General features: G+C 54.0%; 22 protein-coding genes. 12 read left to right on the forward strand and 10 right to left on the reverse strand.

Annotated elements, in window-relative coordinates:
• Positions 1-55 precede the first annotated feature (55 nt).
• The 11 genes from nuoG (at position 56) to Q9I99_RS06260 (ending at position 11,550) form a co-directional block, all read left to right on the forward strand.
• Positions 56-2,317, forward strand: coding sequence for an NADH-quinone oxidoreductase subunit NuoG (gene nuoG, locus Q9I99_RS06210; RefSeq protein ID WP_301667230.1), 2,262 nt, complete (start codon positions 56-58; stop codon positions 2,315-2,317).
• A gap of 2 nt (positions 2,318-2,319) precedes the next feature.
• Positions 2,320-3,396: an NADH-quinone oxidoreductase subunit NuoH gene (gene nuoH / locus Q9I99_RS06215; protein WP_002216340.1), complete on the forward strand. Its 1,077-nt coding sequence runs from the start codon at positions 2,320-2,322 to the stop codon at positions 3,394-3,396.
• A gap of 80 nt (positions 3,397-3,476) precedes the next feature.
• Positions 3,477-3,956: an NADH-quinone oxidoreductase subunit NuoI gene (nuoI, locus tag Q9I99_RS06220; RefSeq protein WP_003747878.1), complete on the forward strand. Its 480-nt coding sequence runs from the start codon at positions 3,477-3,479 to the stop codon at positions 3,954-3,956.
• A gap of 11 nt (positions 3,957-3,967) precedes the next feature.
• Positions 3,968-4,639 carry an NADH-quinone oxidoreductase subunit J gene (locus tag Q9I99_RS06225; RefSeq protein WP_003750564.1) on the forward strand — a complete coding sequence of 224 codons (672 nt, stop codon included), beginning with the start codon at positions 3,968-3,970 and terminating at the stop codon, positions 4,637-4,639.
• Positions 4,636-4,941 carry an NADH-quinone oxidoreductase subunit NuoK gene (gene nuoK / locus Q9I99_RS06230; RefSeq protein ID WP_002215628.1) on the forward strand — a complete coding sequence of 102 codons (306 nt, stop codon included), beginning with the start codon at positions 4,636-4,638 and terminating at the stop codon, positions 4,939-4,941. Before Q9I99_RS06225 ends, nuoK begins: the two co-directional genes overlap by 4 nt.
• 36 nt (positions 4,942-4,977) lie before the next feature.
• Complete coding sequence (fic, locus tag Q9I99_RS06235) at positions 4,978-5,553, forward strand: protein adenylyltransferase Fic (RefSeq protein WP_002215631.1); 576 nt, start codon at positions 4,978-4,980, stop codon at positions 5,551-5,553.
• A 123-nt stretch (positions 5,554-5,676) separates the two neighbouring features.
• Positions 5,677-6,018: a hypothetical protein gene (locus Q9I99_RS06240; RefSeq protein WP_002215633.1), complete on the forward strand. Its 342-nt coding sequence runs from the start codon at positions 5,677-5,679 to the stop codon at positions 6,016-6,018.
• A gap of 48 nt (positions 6,019-6,066) precedes the next feature.
• Positions 6,067-8,091 carry an NADH-quinone oxidoreductase subunit L gene (nuoL, locus tag Q9I99_RS06245; RefSeq protein WP_301667225.1) on the forward strand — a complete coding sequence of 675 codons (2,025 nt, stop codon included), beginning with the start codon at positions 6,067-6,069 and terminating at the stop codon, positions 8,089-8,091.
• Positions 8,092-8,186: 95 nt separating this feature from the next.
• Complete coding sequence (locus Q9I99_RS06250; RefSeq protein ID WP_301667224.1) at positions 8,187-9,683, forward strand: NADH-quinone oxidoreductase subunit M; 1,497 nt, start codon at positions 8,187-8,189, stop codon at positions 9,681-9,683.
• A 9-nt stretch (positions 9,684-9,692) separates the two neighbouring features.
• Positions 9,693-11,135 (forward strand): NADH-quinone oxidoreductase subunit NuoN, encoded by a 1,443-nt coding sequence (gene nuoN, locus Q9I99_RS06255; protein WP_301667223.1) that lies wholly within the window; start codon positions 9,693-9,695, stop codon positions 11,133-11,135.
• A gap of 115 nt (positions 11,136-11,250) precedes the next feature.
• The gene (locus Q9I99_RS06260; RefSeq protein WP_003676976.1) at positions 11,251-11,550 is read left to right on the forward strand and encodes a DUF2818 family protein; all 300 of its coding nucleotides are present in this window, start codon (positions 11,251-11,253) and stop codon (positions 11,548-11,550) included.
• Between the two features lie 52 nt (positions 11,551-11,602).
• On the opposite strand, the gene Q9I99_RS06265 is transcribed toward Q9I99_RS06260, so the two are convergent.
• The 10 genes from Q9I99_RS06265 to Q9I99_RS06310 all read right to left on the reverse strand — a co-directional run bounded on the left by Q9I99_RS06265 (position 11,603) and on the right by Q9I99_RS06310 (position 18,923).
• Entirely contained in the window at positions 11,603-12,499 is an 897-nt protein-coding gene (locus Q9I99_RS06265; protein WP_301667222.1) for a polyprenyl synthetase family protein, read from the reverse strand.
• Positions 12,483-12,791 carry an exodeoxyribonuclease VII small subunit gene (locus tag Q9I99_RS06270; RefSeq protein WP_003676973.1) on the reverse strand — a complete coding sequence of 103 codons (309 nt, stop codon included), beginning with the start codon at positions 12,789-12,791 and terminating at the stop codon, positions 12,483-12,485. Before Q9I99_RS06270 ends, Q9I99_RS06265 begins: the two co-directional genes overlap by 17 nt.
• A gap of 27 nt (positions 12,792-12,818) precedes the next feature.
• Complete coding sequence (gene rsgA / locus Q9I99_RS06275; protein ID WP_373325192.1) at positions 12,819-13,685, reverse strand: ribosome small subunit-dependent GTPase A; 867 nt, start codon at positions 13,683-13,685, stop codon at positions 12,819-12,821.
• 63 nt (positions 13,686-13,748) lie between these two features.
• Positions 13,749-15,605 (reverse strand): ABC transporter ATP-binding protein, encoded by a 1,857-nt coding sequence (locus Q9I99_RS06280; protein WP_301667244.1) that lies wholly within the window; start codon positions 15,603-15,605, stop codon positions 13,749-13,751.
• Between the two features lie 25 nt (positions 15,606-15,630).
• Positions 15,631-15,768, reverse strand: a complete 138-nt coding sequence (locus tag Q9I99_RS06285; RefSeq protein ID WP_101115934.1) for a hypothetical protein — start codon at positions 15,766-15,768, stop codon at positions 15,631-15,633.
• Positions 15,768-16,352 carry a Holliday junction branch migration protein RuvA gene (ruvA, locus tag Q9I99_RS06290; RefSeq protein WP_301667221.1) on the reverse strand — a complete coding sequence of 195 codons (585 nt, stop codon included), beginning with the start codon at positions 16,350-16,352 and terminating at the stop codon, positions 15,768-15,770. The genes Q9I99_RS06285 and ruvA overlap by 1 nt, the downstream gene beginning before the upstream one ends.
• Positions 16,353-16,433: 81 nt before the next feature.
• Entirely contained in the window at positions 16,434-16,760 is a 327-nt protein-coding gene (locus tag Q9I99_RS06295) for a PepSY domain-containing protein (RefSeq protein WP_301667220.1), read from the reverse strand.
• 61 nt (positions 16,761-16,821) lie between these two features.
• A complete protein-coding gene (locus tag Q9I99_RS06300; RefSeq protein ID WP_301667219.1) occupies positions 16,822-17,541 on the reverse strand; it encodes a septal ring lytic transglycosylase RlpA family protein in 720 nt (239 codons plus the stop codon).
• A gap of 127 nt (positions 17,542-17,668) precedes the next feature.
• Complete coding sequence (gene trmL, locus Q9I99_RS06305; protein WP_301667218.1) at positions 17,669-18,133, reverse strand: tRNA (uridine(34)/cytosine(34)/5-carboxymethylaminomethyluridine(34)-2'-O)-methyltransferase TrmL; 465 nt, start codon at positions 18,131-18,133, stop codon at positions 17,669-17,671.
• Positions 18,134-18,197: 64 nt separating this feature from the next.
• The gene (locus Q9I99_RS06310; protein WP_301667217.1) at positions 18,198-18,923 is read right to left on the reverse strand and encodes a ComFC family protein; all 726 of its coding nucleotides are present in this window, start codon (positions 18,921-18,923) and stop codon (positions 18,198-18,200) included.
• On the opposite strand from Q9I99_RS06310, the gene bioH reads away from it, so the two are divergent.
• Positions 18,922-19,665 (forward strand): pimeloyl-ACP methyl ester esterase BioH, encoded by a 744-nt coding sequence (bioH, locus tag Q9I99_RS06315; RefSeq protein WP_301667216.1) that lies wholly within the window; start codon positions 18,922-18,924, stop codon positions 19,663-19,665. The genes Q9I99_RS06310 and bioH overlap by 2 nt on opposite strands.
• Position 19,666: the final 1 nt, after the last annotated feature.

Here is a 19,666-nt window from a genome sequence, read left to right on the forward strand (position 1 = left end):
TTCAGACGGCATCCAAAAGAATGATTTATCAAATACCCGTAACTAGGAACGAACCATGTTACAAATCGAAATCGACGGCAAACAGGTATCTGTGGAGCAGGGCGCGACGGTGATTGAAGCCGCGCACAAGCTCGGTACTTATATCCCGCATTTCTGTTACCACAAAAAACTTTCCATCGCCGCCAACTGCCGTATGTGTCTGGTGGACGTGGAAAAAGCCCCCAAACCTCTGCCAGCCTGTGCCACGCCGGTTACAGACGGCATGATTGTGCGTACGCATTCGGCAAAAGCCCGAGAGGCGCAAGAAGGCGTGATGGAGTTCCTGCTCATCAACCATCCGCTTGATTGTCCGACCTGCGACCAGGGCGGCGAATGCCAGTTGCAGGATTTGGCGATGGGCTACGGCAAAACCGCCAGCCGTTATACTGAAGAAAAACGTTCCGTCGTCGGCAAAGATATGGGGCCTTTGGTTTCCGCCGAGGAAATGAGCCGCTGCATCCACTGCACCCGCTGCGTGCGATTCACCGAAGAAATCGCCGGTCTGCAGGAAATTGCGATGGCGAATCGCGGCGAACACTCCGAGATCATGCCTTTTATCGGTAAAGCAGTGGAAACCGAATTGTCGGGCAACGTCATCGATTTGTGTCCTGTCGGCGCATTGACCAGCAAACCGTTCCGTTTCAACGCGCGTACTTGGGAGCTGAACCGCCGCAAATCCGTTTCCGCCCACGACGCTTTGGGCAGCAATTTGATTGTGCAAACCAAAGACCATACCGTCCGCCGCGTGCTGCCGTTGGAAAACGAAGCCATCAACGAATGCTGGCTGTCCGACCGCGACCGTTTCGCCTACGAAGGCCTGTATCACGAAAGCCGTCTGAAAAACCCGAAAATCAAACAGGGCGGCGAGTGGATGGACGTGGATTGGAAAACCGCGTTGGAATATGTCCGCAGCGCGCTTGAATGTATCGCCAAAGACGGCAACCAAAACCAAGTCGGCATTTGGGCGAACCCGATGAATACGGTTGAAGAGCTGTATCTGGCGAAAAAACTCGCCGACGGCTTGGGCGTTAAAAACTTTGCAACCCGTTTGCGCCAACAAGACAAACGTCTTTCAGACGGCCTTAAAGGTGCGCAATGGTTGGGACAAAGTATTGAATCTTTGGCTGACAACGATGCCGTATTGGTAGTCGGCGCGAATTTGCGCAAAGAACAGCCGCTCCTGACCGCCCGCCTGCGCCGCGCCGCCAAAGACCGTATGGCATTGAGCGTATTGGCCGGCAGCAAGGAAGAGTTGTTGATGCCGCTTCTCTCTCAAGAAGCCGCACATCCCGACGAGTGGGCAGGTCGTCTGAAAAACCTGTCTGCCAATGCGGAACACGCCGTTACCGCCAGCCTGAAAAATGCTGAAAAAGCAGCGGTGATTTTGGGTGCGGAAGTGCAAAACCATCCTGATTACGCCGCGATTTATGCCGCCGCGCAAGAGCTGGCAGACGCGACCGGCGCGGTGCTGGGCATTCTGCCGCAGGCTGCCAACAGCGTCGGTGCGGATGTCTTGGGCGTGAACTCGGGCGAGAGCGTTGCCGAAATGGCAAACGCGCCGAAACAGGCGGTCTTGTTGCTCAACGTCGAGCCTGAAATCGATACGGTTGACGGTGCAAAAGCCGTGGCCGCGTTGAAACAGGCGAAAAGCGTGATGGCGTTTACACCGTTTGTCAGCAAAACGCTGCTGGATGTGTGCGACGTATTGCTGCCGATTGCGCCGTTTACCGAAACATCGGGCAGCTTCATCAATATGGAAGGCCGTCTGCAATCCTTTCACGGCGTGGTACAAGGCTTCGGCGACTCGCGTCCGCTGTGGAAAGTGTTGCGCGTATTGGGCAACCTGTTTGACCTGCAAGGTTTTGAATACCACGATACCGCCGCGATTCTGAAAGACGCGCTGGACGCGGAAAGCCTGCCGTCCAAACTGGACAACCGCGTGTCTTCGACTCAAAAAGATTTTCAGACGGCATCAAGCCGCCTCGTGCGCGTGGGCGGAGTGGGCATCTATCACACCGATGCCATCGTGCGCCGTTCCGCGCCGCTGCAAGAAACCGGCCATGCCGCCGTGCCTGCCGCGCGCGTGAATCCGAACACTTTGGCGCGCTTAGGCCTGCAAGACGGGCAAACCGCCGTCGCCAAACAAAACGGGGCAGGCGTGTCCGTGGTGGTCAAAGCCGATGCCGGTTTGCCTGAAAACGTGGTGCATCTGCCGCTGCATACCGAAAATGCCGCGCTGGGTGCGTTGATGGACACTATTGAACTGGCGGGAGCTTAATCATGCAAGAATGGTTCCAAAACCTCTTTGCCGCAACGCTCGGTCTGGGCGATTTGGGTATCACCGTAGGTTTGGTGGTATCCGTCATCGTCAAAATCGTGATTATCCTGATTCCGCTGATTCTGACCGTTGCCTACCTGACATATTTCGAACGTAAAGTCATCGGCTTTATGCAGCTTCGCGTCGGCCCGAACGTAACCGGCCCGTGGGGCCTGATTCAGCCGTTTGCTGACGTGTTCAAACTCTTGTTTAAAGAAGTTACCCGTCCGAAGCTGTCAAACAAAGCCCTGTTCTATATCGGCCCGATTATGTCGCTTGCACCGTCTTTTGCAGCATGGGCAGTGATTCCGTTCAACGAAGAATGGGTGCTGACCAATATCAATATCGGCCTTTTGTACATCCTGATGATTACCTCGCTGTCGGTTTACGGCGTGATCATCGCGGGCTGGGCTTCCAACTCCAAATATTCGTTCTTGGGCGCAATGCGTGCTTCCGCACAAAGCATTTCCTACGAAATCGCCATGAGTGCCGCGCTGGTGTGCGTCGTGATGGTATCGGGCAGCATGAACTTCTCCGACATCGTTGCCGCGCAGGCAAAAGGCATCGCGGGCGGCTCCGTGTTCTCTTGGAACTGGCTGCCGCTCTTCCCCATCTTTATCGTCTATCTGATTTCCGCCGTTGCCGAAACCAACCGCGCGCCGTTTGACGTGGCAGAGGGTGAGTCTGAAATCGTTGCCGGTCACCACGTTGAATATTCCGGCTTCGCATTCGCGCTGTTCTTCCTTGCCGAATACATTTTCATGATACTGATTGCCGCGCTGACATCGCTGATGTTCCTCGGCGGCTGGTTGTCTCCGTTCCCGCAAAGCTGGGGCTTTATCGGTACGCCTTCCGCATTCTGGATGTTCGTGAAAATGGCGGCTGTGCTGTACTGGTATCTGTGGATACGCGCAACCTTCCCGCGCTACCGTTACGACCAAATCATGCGTTTGGGCTGGAAAGTGCTGATTCCGATCGGCTTCGCCTACATCGTGATTTTGGGCGTGTGGATGATTTCGCCGCTGAATTTGTGGAAATAAGTTTCAGACGGCATCTTGAGGCCGTCTGAACAGAGTGATTTTGAATACCTAACGAAATCCCTGTTGTGAGGGAACAGAATATGGCTAACTTAGTAAAAACTTTCCTGCTGGGCGAATTGGTGAAAGGCATGGGCGTAACGCTCAAAAACTTCTTCGCCCGCAAAGACACGATTTACTTCCCTGAAGAAAAAACGCCGCAATCCGTGCGTTTCCGCGGTCTGCACGCGCAGCGGCGGTATCCGAACGGCGAGGAACGCTGCATCGCGTGTAAATTGTGCGAGGCAGTTTGTCCGGCAATGGCGATTAACATCGAATCGGAAGAACGCGAAGACGGCACCCGCCGCACTAAGCGTTACGACATCGACCTGACCAAGTGCATCTTCTGCGGTTTCTGCGAAGAGGCCTGCCCGACCGATGCGATTGTGGAAACCCATATTTTTGAATACCACGGCGAGAAAAAAGGCGACTTGCACATGACCAAGCCGATTCTTTTGGCCATTGGCGACAAATACGAACCCGAAATCGCCAAACGCAAAGCCGCTGACGCGCCGTATCGTTAAGGAGCAGACGAATGACTTTTTCCGCGATTCTGTTCTATATCCTTGCCGCCATCGTTTTGTACGGTGCGGTTCGTACCGTCACCGCCAAAAACCCCGTGCATGCCGCTTTGCATCTGGTGCTGACCTTCTGCGTGAGCGCGATGCTTTGGATGCTGATGCAGGCTGAGTTTTTGGGCGTGACGCTGGTGGTGGTTTACGTCGGCGCCGTGATGGTGTTGTTCCTGTTCGTCGTGATGATGTTGAATATTGACATTGAAGAAATGCGTGCCGGTTTCTGGCGGCACGCGCCGGTTGCCGGTGTGGTCGGCACATTGTTGGCGGTTGCCCTGATTCTGATTTTGGTCAACCCGAAAACCGACCTGGCCGCATTTGGTCTGATGAAAGACATTCCGGCCGATTACAACAATATCCGCGATTTGGGCAGCCGTATTTATACCGACTACCTGTTGCCGTTTGAATTGGCGGCGGTATTGCTGCTGTTGGGTATGGTGGCGGCGATTGCGCTGGTTCACCGTAAAACCACCAATCCGAAACGCATGGATCCTGCCGACCAAGTTAAAGTACGTGCCGACCAGGGCCGTATGCGTCTGGTGAAAATGGAAGCGGTCAAACCGCAAGTCGAATCTGCCGAAGAAAGCGAAGTTTCAGACGGCCTCAAGCCGGAAGGGGAGGGCAAAGCATGATTACCTTGACGCATTATCTGGTATTGGGTGCGCTCCTGTTCGGTATCAGCGCAATGGGTATCTTCATGAACCGCAAAAACGTGCTGGTATTGCTGATGTCCATCGAGCTGATGCTCTTGGCGGTGAACTTCAACTTTATCGCCTTCTCGCAGCATCTGGGCGATACCGCCGGACAAATTTTCGTATTCTTCGTATTGACCGTTGCCGCTGCCGAATCTGCCATCGGTTTGGCGATTATGGTGCTGGTGTACCGCAACCGACAAACGATTAATGTTGCCGATTTGGACGAGTTGAAAGGGTAATAAAGGTAGGTTTGGTCGAGGCCCGACAAGGCGCCGATGCCGTCTGAAAACCCGATAGGAAAAACGATGAAATCCATAGACGAACAAAGCCTGCATAATGCCCGCCGCCTGTTTGAAAGCGGCGACATCGACCGTATCGAAGTCGGTACCACCGCGGGCCTGCAACAGATTCACCGTTACCTGTTCGGCGGCTTATATGATTTTGCGGGTCAAATCAGGGAAGACAACATTTCCAAAGGCGGTTTTCGTTTTGCCAACGCCATGTATTTAAAAGAGGCTTTGGTTAAAATCGAGCAGATGCCCGAGCGGACTTTTGAAGAAATCATCGCCAAATATGTTGAAATGAACATTGCCCATCCGTTTTTGGAGGGTAATGGCAGAAGTACCCGCATCTGGCTGGATTTGGTGCTGAAAAAAAACCTGAAAAAAGTCGTGAACTGGCAAAATGTAAGTAAAACCCTGTATTTGCAGGCGATGGAACGCAGCCCCGTCAACGATTTAGAACTGCGCTTTCTGTTAAAGGACAACCTGACTGACGATGTGGACAACCGTGAAATCATCTTTAAAGGTATCGAGCAGTCGTATTATTACGAAGGGTATGAAAAAGGCTGAGGGTCGTCTGAAAAGCGATTTCAGACTGTTTCAGACGACCTGATTCGGTAGGTGATCAGACGGGAGCGGATGAGAAAAGAAATTCTGGGTAAGAATAATCCGGTCTGAAATATTGGAAGAAGAATGATGGATAAAAATCAGTTAGAACAAGAATTTCATAAAGCCATGTTAAATATTTATCAGGAGGCTTTGAATTTGCCGCAACCTTACAAGGCGACACGATTTTTACAAATTGTAAATGAATTTGGTGGTAAAGAGGCGGCGGATAAATTATTGAGTACGGGGGAAAAGAAGACTCAGACCGGTTTTACAGAGCTGATTCTGAGTGGTGGCGGAGTCCACGCCTTGAAATACAGTATGGAATATCTGGTGTTACAAAAGCCGTGGTGTGATTTATTTACTGAAGAGCAATTAGCTGTGGCACGCAAACGATTGGAGCGTGTTGGATTTGTTTTTCCGAAGTAATTTTGTACGAAACAAACATAGATTTTTAAATCAATCGGATTCAATCAAATGAACGACATGACTTTATATCTCATCATTGCCCTTGTACCTTTGGCAGGCTCGCTGATTGCGGGTTTGTTCGGCAATAAAATCGGACGTGCCGGCGCGCATACGGTTACGATACTCGGTGTGGCGGTGTCCGCCGTGTTGTCGGCTTATGTGCTGTGGGGCTTTATCGACGGCAGCCGCGCCAAGTTTGACGAGAATGTCTATACCTGGCTGACAATGGGCGGTTTGGATTTTTCCGTCGGCTTCTTGGTCGATACGATGACGGCGATGATGATGGTCGTGGTAACGGGCGTGTCGTTGATGGTGCATATCTACACCATCGGTTATATGCACGATGAAAAAGTCGGCTACCAACGCTTCTTCAGCTATATTTCTTTGTTTACTTTCAGTATGTTGATGCTGATTATGAGCAACAACTTCATCCAGCTCTTCTTCGGCTGGGAAGCGGTGGGCTTGGTATCGTATCTCTTGATCGGTTTCTATTTCAAACGTCCGAGCGCGACATTTGCCAACCTGAAAGCCTTTTTGATCAACCGTGTCGGCGACTTCGGCTTTTTGCTCGGTATCGGCTTGGTGCTTGCCTATTTCGGCGGCAGCCTGCGCTATCAAGATGTATTCGCTTATCTGCCTAATGTTCAGACGGCCACCATTCAATTGTTCCCCGGTGTGGAATGGTCTTTGATTACTGTAACCTGTTTGCTCCTGTTTGTCGGTGCGATGGGTAAATCGGCACAATTCCCGCTGCACGTCTGGCTGCCTGATTCGATGGAAGGCCCGACCCCGATTTCCGCATTGATTCACGCCGCAACCATGGTTACGGCGGGTTTGTTTATGGTGTCGCGTATGTCGCCGATTTACGAAATGAGCAGCACCGCGCTGTCGGTCATTATGGTGATCGGCGCGATTACCGCCCTGTTTATGGGTTTCTTGGGCGTGATTCAAAACGATATCAAGCGCGTGGTTGCGTATTCCACCCTGTCGCAACTGGGCTATATGACCGTGGCTTTGGGCGCGTCCGCCTATTCCGTGGCGATGTTCCATGTCATGACCCACGCCTTCTTTAAAGCCTTGCTGTTCTTGGCGGCAGGCAGCGCGATTATCGGTATGCACCACGACCAAGATATGCGCCATATGGGCAACCTGAAAAAATATATGCCGGTTACTTGGCTGACTATGCTGATCGGTAACTTGTCGCTGATCGGTACGCCGTTCTTCTCCGGCTTCTATTCTAAAGATTCGATTATCGAAGCAGCGAAATACAGCACCCTGCCGGGCAGCGGCTTTGCTTATTTTGCCGTCCTTGCCAGTGTGTTTGTTACCGCGTTTTACGCGTTCCGCCAATACTTTATGGTGTTCCACGGCGAAGAGAAATGGCGCAGCCTGCCTGAGCATCATGACGATCATCATGGCGAAGAACATCACGGCTTGGGCAAAAACGACAATCCGCACGAAAGCCCGCTGGTTGTTACCCTGCCTTTGATTTTGCTTGCCATTCCGTCCGTCATCATCGGCTACGTTGCCATCGAGCCTATGCTTTACGGCGATTTCTTCAAAGACGTGATTTTCGTCAATGCCGACGCGCATCCGACCATGCACATCATGAAAGAAGAGTTCCACGGCGCATTGGCGATGGTGTCGCACAGCTTGACATCGCCTGTTTTGTATTTGGCGGCTGCCGGTGTTGCCGCCGCGTGGCTTTTGTACGTCAAATTGCCGCACCTGCCCGCCAAAATCGCGCAGGCGTTCCGTCCGGTTTACGTTTTGTTTGAAAACAAATACTACCTCGATGCCCTGTATTTCAACGTTTTCGCCAAAGGCACGCGCGCATTGGGTACCTTCTTCTGGAAAGTCGGCGATACCGCCATTATCGATAACGGCATCGTCAACGGCTCTGCCAAACTGGTTGGCGCGATTGCCGCGCAAGTGCGTAAAGCCCAAACTGGCTTTATCTACACCTACGCCGCCGCTATGGTATTCGGCGTATTGGTACTGCTCGGCATGACCTTTTGGGGATTGTTCCGATAAGAATAAGGTTTCAGACGGCCTTAAACCTTCAGGCCGTCTGAAACGAAGAAATATTCACATAAACACATTTTTATTTTAACCACAGGTTAACCACTATGTTTTCCAACTACCTACTCAGCTTGGCAATATGGATACCCATCGCCGCAGGTGTGCTGGTTTTGGCGACCGGTAAGGACAGCCGTGCGCCGCTGGCGCGTGTGCTTGCATTCATGGGTGCGCTTGCCGGTTTCTTGGTAACGCTGCCCCTGTTTACCGGTTTTGACCGTTTGAGCGGTGGCTATCAGTTTACCGAGTTCCACGAGTGGATTCCGCTTCTGAAAATCAACTACGCATTGGGCGTGGACGGTATTTCAGTGCTCTTTATCATCTTGAATGCGTTTATTACGCTGTTGGTGGTATTGGCCGGTTGGGAAGTCATTCAGAAACGTCCGGCGCAGTATATGGCGGCATTCCTGATGATGTCGGGTTTGATTAACGGCGCGTTTGCCGCGCAGGATGCGATTCTGTTTTATGTGTTCTTCGAGGGTATGCTGATTCCGCTGTACCTGATTATCGGTGTATGGGGTGGTCCGCGCCGCGTCTATGCGTCGGTCAAGCTCTTCCTCTATACGCTGATGGGTTCGCTTTTGATGCTGGTTGCCATGGTTTACCTGTACTATCAGACAGGTAGCTTCTCTATTGTCGATTTCCAAAACATCAAACAGATTCCGTTGGGCGTGCAACAGCTTTTGTTTGCGGCATTCTTCCTGTCATTTGCCGTAAAAGTGCCGATGTTCCCCGTACACACTTGGCTGCCTGATGCCCACGTTGAAGCGCCGACCGGTGGTTCAATGGTGTTGGCGGCAATTACGCTGAAACTGGGCGCATACGGATTTTTGCGCTTCATCCTGCCGATTGTGCCGGACGCGGCACGCTATTTTGCCCCCGTAATCATCGTATTGAGCCTGATTGCCGTGATTTACATCGGTATGGTGGCTCTGGTGCAGACCGATATGAAGAAACTGGTGGCGTATTCGTCCATCAGCCATATGGGTTTTGTAACGCTTGGGATGTTCTTGTTTATTGACGGGCAGTTGGACGACTGGGCATTGAAAGGTGCAATCATTCAAATGATTTCCCACGGTTTTGTGTCTGCCGCGATGTTTATGTGTATCGGCGTGATGTACGACCGCCTGCATACCCGCAATATTGCCGATTATGGCGGCGTGGTCAATGTGATGCCCAAGTTTGCGGCGTTTATGATGTTGTTCGGTATGGCCAATGCCGGTCTGCCTGCGACTTCCGGCTTCGTGGGCGAGTTTATGGTGATTATGGGCGCGGTTAAAGTGAATTTCTGGGTAGGCGCGTTGGCCGCCATGACCTTGATTTACGGTGCGTCTTATACCCTGTGGATGTACAAACGCGTTATTTTTGGTGCGATCCACAATCCGCACGTTGCCGAAATGAAAGACATCAATTGCCGCGAATTTGCGATTTTGGCGATTTTGGCGGTTGCTGTTTTGGGCATGGGTCTGTATCCGCAAGCGTTTATCGAAGTGGTGCATCAAGCGGCAAACGATTTGATTGCCCATGTGGCACAAAGCAAGATTTGAGGTGTGTAAATGAACTGGTCTGATTTGAATTTAATGCCTGCCATGCCCGAAATCGTGCTGCTTGCGCTATTGGGTGTCGTATTGCTGGCAGACTTGTGGATTTGCGATAAAAACCGTTATCTGACCCATCTGATGAGTTTGGGAACAGTCATCATTGTGGCCGTTACCCAATTGGCGGTATGGGAACAGGGCAGTGTCGATGCCTTTCACGGTATGTATATTGCAGACGGCATGTCCCGTTTGGCAAAACTGGTGCTGTATGCGCTGACGTTTGGTCTGTTTATTTACAGTAAACCGTACAACCAAGACCGCCAAATCTTTAAAGGCGAGTTTTACACCCTGTCGCTGTTTGCCCTGTTGGGCATGAGCGTCATGGTCAGCGCGGCACATTTCCTGACGGCGTATATCGGTTTGGAATTGTTGTCTTTGTCGCTGTACGCCATGATTGCCCTGCGCCGCGATTCCGGCCGCTCTGCCGAGGCTGCGCTGAAATACTTCGTATTGGGCGCGTTGGCCTCCGGTTTGCTGCTCTATGGTATTTCCATGGTTTACGGCGCCACCGGTTCCCTTGATTTTGCTTCCGTTTTGGCTTCTGCTTTCAATGAGCAGGCCAATGAGTGGTTGTTGAAATTGGGTATGGTGTTTATTGTGGTCGCCATTGCATTTAAATTGGGTGCGGTTCCATTCCATATGTGGGTACCCGATGTGTACGATGGCGCGCCAACCTCTGTTACCGCCTTTGTGGGTACGGCTCCGAAAATTGCCGCCGTTGTCTTTGCGTTCCGTATCCTTGTTACCGGTATGGGTACCATACATTCAGACTGGGCGCCGATGTTGGCCATTCTTGCCGTTGCATCTTTGGTAGTCGGTAACCTTGCCGCCATCATGCAAACCAATATCAAACGTATGCTTGCCTACTCCACCGTATCGCACATGGGCTTTATCTTGTTGGCGTTTATGGCAGGCGCAGTCGGCTTTACGGCAGGCCTGTATTACGCCATTACCTATGCTGTGATGGCGGCAGTCAGCTTCGGTGTTTTGATGGTATTGTCCACCAAAGACATTGAGTGTGAAAACATTAAAGACCTAGCGGGTCTTAACCAACGCCATGCATGGTTTGCCTTCCTGATGCTGCTGTCTATGTTCTCCATGGCGGGTATTCCACCGCTGATGGGTTTTTACGCCAAATTCGGCGTGATTATGGCACTCTTGAAACAAGGCCATGTTTGGTTGTCTGTATTTGCCGTCATCATGTCGCTGATTGGTGCGTTCTACTACCTGCGCGTGGTCAAAGTCATCTACTTCGATGCGCCTGACCATGACCAGCTGGTCGGCAGCAACTATGCCGCCAAATTTGTCTTGACGGTCAATGCCTTCCTGCTACTCCTGTGGGGTATCATGCCGCAAACCGTTATCGACTGGTGCGCCAAGGCACTGGAAAATACGCTGTAATATTCAGTATCATCACGGCAGCCGTATCAGAGGTTGCCGTTTTATTTAAGGTTGCCGCCGTATTTCAGACGGCATGGGAAACGGCTATGCCGTCTGAAAGCGGAGAAAGAAGATTATGACCGCATCTATGTACACACTCTTGCTGCTTGCCTTAATTTTTGCCAATGCTCCGTTTCTTACGGTCAGGCTGTTCGGTATTGTTCCGCTCAAGCGCAAACATTTCGGACATCACCTGATCGAGCTGGCGGCAGGTTTCGCACTGACCGCCATTCTTGCTTATATTCTTGAATCCCGTGCAGGATCGGTACACGATCAGGGTTGGGAGTTTTACGCCACAGTCGTCTGCCTGTACCTGATTTTTGCGTTTCCATGTTTTGTGTGGCGGTATTTCTGGCATACGCGCAACAGGGAATAGGGTAACAATAATGCCGTCTGAAGTCTTGTTCAGACGGCATATCCGAGTCTGCTCAGTATTTGCGCGCAATCGTAAATTCGGCAAGCTGTCTGAGCCGTAATGCCTTATTGCCGAAGGGTTCGAGCAGCGAGACTGCTTCGTCGGTCAGTTGGTACGCGTATGCCCGCGCACCGTCCAAGCCCATCAGTTTTACATAAGTCGGCTTGTCGTTGTCTGCGTCTTTGCCCGCCGTCTTGCCCAAAGTCACCGTGTCTGCCTCGCAGTCCAACACATCGTCGATGACTTGGAACGCCAGCCCCAGTTTTGCCGCATAATCATCCAATACCGCCAGACTGTTTTCAGACAGATTCGGGCAAGACATCGCCCCCAATAAAACCGCGGCACGAATCAACGCCCCTGTTTTCAGGCTGTGCATCTGTTCCAAATCGGTTTGGGCCATCTGCTTGCCGACATTAGCCAAATCGATAGCCTGACCGCCCGCCATGCCCCTGCTTCCGCCTGCTTTTGCCAAAACCGACAACATCGCCAGCTGCCGCGAAGCAGGCAGGCCGGACGGACGCGCCAATACATCGAAGGCTTGGGTCTGTAAAGCATCACCGGTCAGAAGGGCGGTTGCTTCTCCATACTTCACATGGCAGGTCGGTTTGCCCCGGCGCAGGCTGTCGTTGTCCATTGCCGGCATATCGTCGTGAACCAACGAATAGGCATGGATCATTTCGATTGCCGCCATTGCCTGTTCTACTGCTTCATGCACGGCTTCGCCTAATTCCGAAGCTGCCAGAACCAGCATCGGCCGCAGACGTTTGCCCCCGTCCAAAGCCGCATAACGCATGGCTTCGTGCAGTGTGTGCGGTATTTCCCCCTCAGACGGCAAAAACCGTTCAAGCAGCAGCTCTGTTTGCGCCTGCGCCCTCTGTTGCCACGTTTTCAAATCATTCGTCGGATTCAAGGTTTAACTCCTTTAGCCCGTCTGTGTCTAAAACCTGTAGCTTTTGTTCGACTTGGGCCAACTTGGTTTGGCAGTATCTGACCAGTTCGTTGCCTTCCTGATATGCCGCCAATGCATCCTCCAAAGGCATTTCCCCCTGCATGGACTGGGTCAGTGATTCAAGGCGCGACAGTGCTTCTTCAAACGATTTCGGGGTAATTTTCTTCATGGTGTCGGGAGTTTCTGTAAAAACGGAATTGTAGCATTTCTGAAAACCGGATGCCGTCTGAAACAGCAGGATTTCAGACGGCATGGTTTTTGTCCTGCAAACGGCAAGAGGTTATTGGAGCAGATCGTCGGTAATACGTTGCAGGAAGGTCAGCCGTTCGGTGCGAATTTTACCGGTTTGCGCGGCGGCTTTGACGGCGCAGCCGGGTTCGGCGCGGTGGGTGCAGTTGTGGAAGCGGCATTGCCCGACGAGATGGCTCAGGTCGGGGAAGTATTGCAGCAGGTCGGCGGCTTCGAGGTGGTGCAGGCCGAATTCTTGCAAACCCGGGGAGTCGATTAATTGGGTTTCTTCGTTTAAATCGTAAAGCTGGGCGTGGGTAGTGGTGTGTTTGCCGGAATCGAGCGCGGTGGAAATGTCGCCAGTGCGGGCGGTTTGGTTGCCCAAGAGGGCGTTGGTCAGGGTGGATTTACCCATGCCGCTTTGTCCGAGCAGAATGTTGCTATGCCCTTGCAGGACGGGGCGCAGGATGTCGGCGTTTTCCAGCGCGCGGGTTTCGATGACGAGATAACCGAGCGTTTCGTAGAATTTGAGTTTTTCACGCCAGAGGGCGGTTTCAGGCAGGTCGGCTTTGTTCAGGATGATGACGGCTTGGATGCCCGCGGCTTCGGCGGCCAGGAGGGCGCGTTGCAACAAGGCTTCGCTAGGCGAGGGAACGGCGGCGGTAACGATAAGGAGCTGGCTAACGTTGGCGGCGATAAGTTTGGTTTTCCAAGCGTCTTGGCGGTAGAGCAGGCTTTCGCGCGGCAGGTAGTCTTCGATGACGGCCTGTTCGGCGTTAATGTTTTGGATATGCACGCGGTCGCCGCAGGCGAAATCGACCCGCTTTTTGCGCGTGCTGGCTTCGTAGGTTTTGCCGTCTGGCGTACGCACGATGTAGCGGCGGCCGTAGCTGGTGATGATTTGGGCGGTATCGGTCATGGTTTTGATGGGTAGGGGAACGGGAATGCCGTCTGAAAACGGCGGTTTCCAGACAATAAGGTTTCAGTCATGCTGCCACTCGACATGCTCACTCAAGAAACCTCCGCTTTGGTGTGCCCAAAGTTTGGCGTACAGGCCTTGTTTTTCGAGCAACTCGGTGTGGCTGCCTTCTTCGATGATGCGGCCTTTGTCCAAGACGATGAGCCTGTCCATCGCGGCGATAGTGGAGAGGCGGTGGGCGATGGCGATGACGGTTTTGCCGTCCATCATTTTGTCAAGACTTTCTTGGATGGCGGCTTCGACTTCGGAGTCGAGCGCGCTGGTGGCTTCATCGAGCAGCAGAATCGGCGCATCTTTGAGCATGACGCGGGCGATGGCGATACGCTGGCGTTGGCCGCCGGAGAGTTTCACGCCGCGTTCGCCGACGTGCGCATCATAGCCGCGCCGCCCTTTGGCGTCGGAAAGGTTGGGGATGAAATCAGCGGCTTCGGCGCGTTCGGCGGCGGAAATCATTTCGGCATCAGTTGCATCGGGGCGGCCGTAAACGATGTTGTCGCGCACGGAACGGTGCAGCAGCGAGGTGTCTTGCGTGACCAAACCGATTTGGGCGCGCAGGCTTTCTTGGGTTACACTGTCCACGGTTTGTCCGTCGATCGAAATCGTGCCGCTTTGCGGTTCGTAGAAGCGCAGGAGCAGGTTGACGATGGTGGATTTGCCCGCGCCGCTGCGTCCGATCAAGCCGACTTTTTCGCCTGGGCGGATGGTCAGGTTGAAGCCATTGAGCAGCGGTTTACCTGCTTCGTAGCAAAAATCGACGTGTTCGAACTTGATTTCGCCTTGCGACACTTTCAACGGCAGGGCGTTCGGCTTGTCGAGGATGGTGTGCGGTTTGGACAGGGTTGCCATGCCGTCGCCGACGGTGCCGATGTTTTCAAACAATCGGGCGGATTCCCACATGATGTATTGCGACAAACCGTTGACGCGCAACGCCATCGCGGTGGCAGTAGCAACCGCGCCGACACCGACTTGCCCGTGATACCAAAGCCAGATGCCCAGAGCGGTCGTACCGGCGGTCAGCGAGCTGTTGACGATGAAGCTGCAGGTGTGCAGAAGCGTCGCCAAACGCATTTGGGCGTGTACCGTCACCATAAATTCTTCCATCGACTGCCTGGCGTAGGCCGCTTCGCGCGCGCCGTGGGAGAAGAGTTTGACGGTGGTGATGTTGGAATAGGCATCGGTAATGCGGCCGGTCATTAGCGAGCGCGCATCCGCCTGACGCGCGGCGGTTTTGCCGAGCTTGGGAATCAGGAAACGCATAATCAGGGCGAATCCAATCATCCAGCCGATAAAGGGCAGCAGCAGCCAGCCGTCGAACGAAATCAGAATCACGCCGGACGTGATGAAATACACCAGCACATACACGACCATGTCGGCAACCGTCATCACCACGTCGCGTAGTGCCAGTGCGGTCTGCATGACTTTGGCGGACACGCGTCCTGCAAATTCGTCCTGATAGAAGCCGAGGCTCTGTCCCAGCATCAGGCGATGGAAGTTCCAGCGCAGGCGCATGGGGAACACGCCTTGTAGGGTTTGCAGGCGCACGTTGGACGCGAGGAAGGTCCAGAGGGCGAAAAACACCATCATCGCCGCCATCGCCGCCAAAGCCCAGCCTTTTTCGGCAAACAGGGTCGCGGGCGTGTATTTGCCGAGCCAGTCCACGACTTTGCCCATAAATTGAAACAGCAGGGCTTCCATGATGCCGATGCCTGCGGTAAATGCCGCCAAAACGGCAATCCATTTGCGCAAACCCCTGATGTTGCTCCAGATAAACCGCCACAGTCCTTTTTCAGGCGTTTTCGGGGCGGCTTCGGGATAGGGGTCGATTCGGGATTCGAACCAAGAAAATATTTTGCTCAACATTGTTTTCGATTTCGGTAAAACAGTTTCAGACGGCATCAAACACAATGCCGTCTGAAAGGAAGGACAATAACGCCATTTTACGGGAAAAGCCGTCGGGAAGACAGCGCGGGGCGGAAACGCAGGGTTTCGGCAGGGCAAACGCCGCGCCGCCTTCAGACGGCATTATTTCAGCAGGTTTTTTAAGGCAAGGCGCACGCCTTCGCCCACATCCGTCCCCTTCGGAATGCCTTTGACCGCCGCTTTTGCCTCGCGTTCGCTGTAACCCAGCGCAAGCAGCGTGCTGACGATGTCTTCCGTTTCGTCGGCGGCGGGTGCGGCGGCAAACAGCCCGTCCGTTACCGTATGCGCGACCAGCTTGCCGCGCAGTTCCAAGACCATGCGTTCGGCGGTTTTTTTGCCGATTCCCGGGGCGGAGGAGAGGCGTTTCACGTCTTCTTCGGCCACCGCCCGCGCCAGCTCGTCTGCCGTCATCGCCGACAAAATGCCCAAAGCCGTTTTCGCGCCGATGCCACCGACTTTAATCAGTTGGCGGAAGGTCTTGCGTTCTTCCGCAGTGGCAAAACCGAAGAGCAGGTGTGCGTCTTCCCGAATGATAAGCTGGGTAAACAGTTGTACGCTTTCACCCACGGGCGGCAGGTTGTAGAAGGTCTGCATGGATACGTCGGCCTCATAGCCGACACCGTTGACATCGATGACGATTTGCGGAGGGTTTTTTTCAACCAGTTTGCCGGTCAGTCTGCTGATCATGTGTGCCGAATCCTGAAGTGTCGGGTGCAAAATGCCGTCTGAAACCGGTTCGGGCTTCAGACGGCACGGATTGTATCAAATTCAGTCGTCGCGGCGGGAGGAAATCACGCGACCGGTACGGGCATCGACAACGACTTTGTATTCCTGTCCGTTTTTGACGATTTCGACATCATAGTGCGGACGGCCGTCGTCGTGTTCGAGATCGATGTCGGTGATTTTGCCGCCGACACGCGCCCAAGCTGCTTTTTCGGCTTGGGCGCGGCTGATGATTTTGTCTTGTTTGTCGTGTTGGTGTGCGGCGTGTCCGTGGTCGTCATCGCCGTGTCCGTCGTGGTGGGCGAGTGCGGTGGCGGAAATGCCCAGCAGTGCGGTTGCGGCGGCGGTCAAGAGAAGGTGTTTGAAGTCCATATTCTGCCTTTGTAAATCGGGGGTTGGAAAATGGGGATATTAATAAGGTATCAAATAACCGTCAACCGGCGGTCAGTACCGCCCGAACCATACCGCGCGCCTGAGCTTCGGCCTCGGCGGCGCGTTCCTGCGAGGCAAACGGACCCATTTTGACGACGTATTCGTAACGGCGTTTTTCAACCGAGAGGTTCGTACCCGATGATGAAGCGGCGAAGTTTTGGGCGGCTTGGTTCAGATAGGCTTGTGCTTCGTGTTCCGTACCGAAGGATTTCAAGTCGATAAAGATGTCTTTGTTTTCGGCAACCGGTGCGGATTGGCCCGGGACGATTTGTTCGATTTTGACGTGCGCCGTCCCTTGGCTGACAAAGCCCAATTTTTGCGCGGCGGCTTTGGATACGTCGATGATGCGGTTGCCGTGGAAGGGGCCGCGGTCGTTGACGCGGACGATGACGCTTTTGCCGTTTTTGGTGTTGGTTACGCGCACATAGCTGGGGATGGGCAGGGTTTTGTGGGCGGCGGTAAAGGCGTTCATATCGTAGCGGTCCCCGCCGGAAGTTTTGCGCCCGTGAAACCTGCCGCCGTACCATGAGGCGTTGCCGGTTTGCGTGAATTCGGCAACTTGGTTTTTCGGCGTGTAGCGTTTTCCGGCGACTTTGTAGCTGCGGTTGGCGGAGGCGTGCAGTTTTTCTGCCTTGACCACTGCGTCGGCGGATGCCGTCTGAAAGGAATGTGTGCCGAATGCGGCGGTGAGGAGGAAAAGGGTTTTTCGGGTTAAAGTCAAAACGTGTTCCGTTCTTGAGTTGAAGACGAATGGGCATTATGCCCTACGGACGCATTCCGAACCGCCGCACAGTGCGGATGGCAGTTCGGAATGTGTCTGGATAGGTTTTCAGACGGTAAGGTTGTCGTCATACGCCGCCTGCGTAACCGTGTTGCCGCCACGCTTCAAAGAGAATCACGGCGACGGTGTTGGAAAGGTTCATACTCCGGCTGCCGGGCTGCATCGGCAGGCGGATTTTTTGCGCGGCGGGCAGGCTGTCGAGGATGTCGGCAGGCAGTCCGCGCGTTTCCGGCCCGAACAGTAAAACGTCGCCTTTTTGAAACGCGGTTTCATCGGGGCGCGCCGTGCCTTTGGTGGTCAGGGCGAAAATGCGCCTGCCTGCGAGTGCCTTGAGGCAGTCGTCGAAGTTTTCGTGCACCGTCAGGCTGGCGAACTCGTGGTAGTCGAGCCCGGCGCGTTTCATTTTGGCGGAATCCAATGGGAAGCCGAGCGGCTTGATCAGGTGCAAATCCGCGCCGGTATTGGCGCACAGGCGGATGATGTTGCCCGTGTTCGGGGGGATTTCCGGTTGGTATAAAACGATGGTAAACATAAATATCAATCACTTATAGGCGCGTAACCTTGCCACAAGGCGGATGGGGTGTCAAAAAATTTAGTTATTTTTTCATTGGCGTGCGTGCCAGCGTCCAGCAGCAGATTCGGTTCGCGCCCGATTTTTTCAGCGTCTTTGCCAGCTCGCCCAGCGTCGCGCCGGTGGTAAAGACATCGTCGATTAACAAAATATTACAGTTTTTCGGCGGCGGTGTGCAGATTTCAAAGGCGTTTTTGATGTTTCGCCGCCGTTCGCCGCCTTTGAGCGTGCTTTGCGGCGGGCGGTGGTGTCGGAATACGGTGTGCCGCGGTAGTGTGCGCCAACCGTAGCGTTGCGCCAACAACCCGACGATGCTCTCGCTTTGGTTGAACCCGCGTTGCAGCAGCCGCTCCTTGCTTAGCGGAACGGGCAGGACGAAATCGAAACATTCGTCTGAAAGCCGGTCGGGCGGATTCTGCATCATCAGGTCTGCCAGCGGCTGCACCATGCCCAAATCAGCCAAGTGCTTCAGCGCGCGTATCATATTGCTGACGGGCGGTTCGTAATGCAGCGATGCCCACATCCGGTCGAATGCGGGCGGTTTTTTCTGGCACGCGCCGCATACCGCGCCGCCTTGAACGTGTCTGAAACACAGGGGGCAGCTGTTTGCCGCGTCGGTGCGGTATGCCGCCAAATCCGCCGCGCAGCCGGCGCAGATGCCGTCTGAAACGTCTGATGAATCGTGGCATAATACGCAGTGTCTGACTGCGGTCGCGTCTGCGATGCGCCGCCAACAAGAGAGAAAATCCATGCCTGATGCCGTCAAAAAAGTTTACCTGATACACGGTTGGGGGGCGAACCGCCATGTGTTCGACGACCTGATGCCCCGTCTGCCTGCGGAATGGGCGGTGTGCGCGCCCGATTTGCCCGGACACGGCGACGCGCCCTTTGTGCAACCCTTCGATATTGAGGCAGCCGCCGACGCTGTTGCCGCACAAATCGATACGCCCGCCGACATTCTCGGCTGGTCGCTCGGCGGATTGGTTGCGCTGTATCTGGCGGCCCGCCATCCTGACAAAGTCCGTTCGCTCTGCCTGACGGCGAGTTTCGCTCGACTGACGGCTGACGAAGACTATCCCGAAGGGCTTGCCGCGCCTGCATTGGGCAAAATGGTCGGCGCGTTTCGAACGGATTATGCCAAACATATCAAACAGTTTCTACAACTCCAGCTTCTGCACACGCCTGATGCCGCCGAAATCATCGGCAGAATCCTGCCCGATTTGGCGCGCTGCGGCACACCCTCTGCCTTACAGGAAGCTTTGGACGCGGCGGAAAGGGCGGATGCGCGGCATTTGTTGGACAAGATAGATGTTCCGGTACTGCTGGTGTTCGGCGGCAAAGACGCGATTACGCCGCCGCGCATGGGTGAATATCTGCACCGCCGTTTGAAGGGCAGCAGGCTGGTTGTGATGGAAAAGGCGGCGCATGCGCCGTTTTTGAGCCACGCGGAAGCGTTTGCCGCGCTGTACCGCGACTTTGTCGAAGGGGTTTGAC

Source organism: Neisseria basseii, assembly GCF_962707005.1.
Lineage (GTDB): Bacteria > Pseudomonadota > Gammaproteobacteria > Burkholderiales > Neisseriaceae > Neisseria > Neisseria bergeri.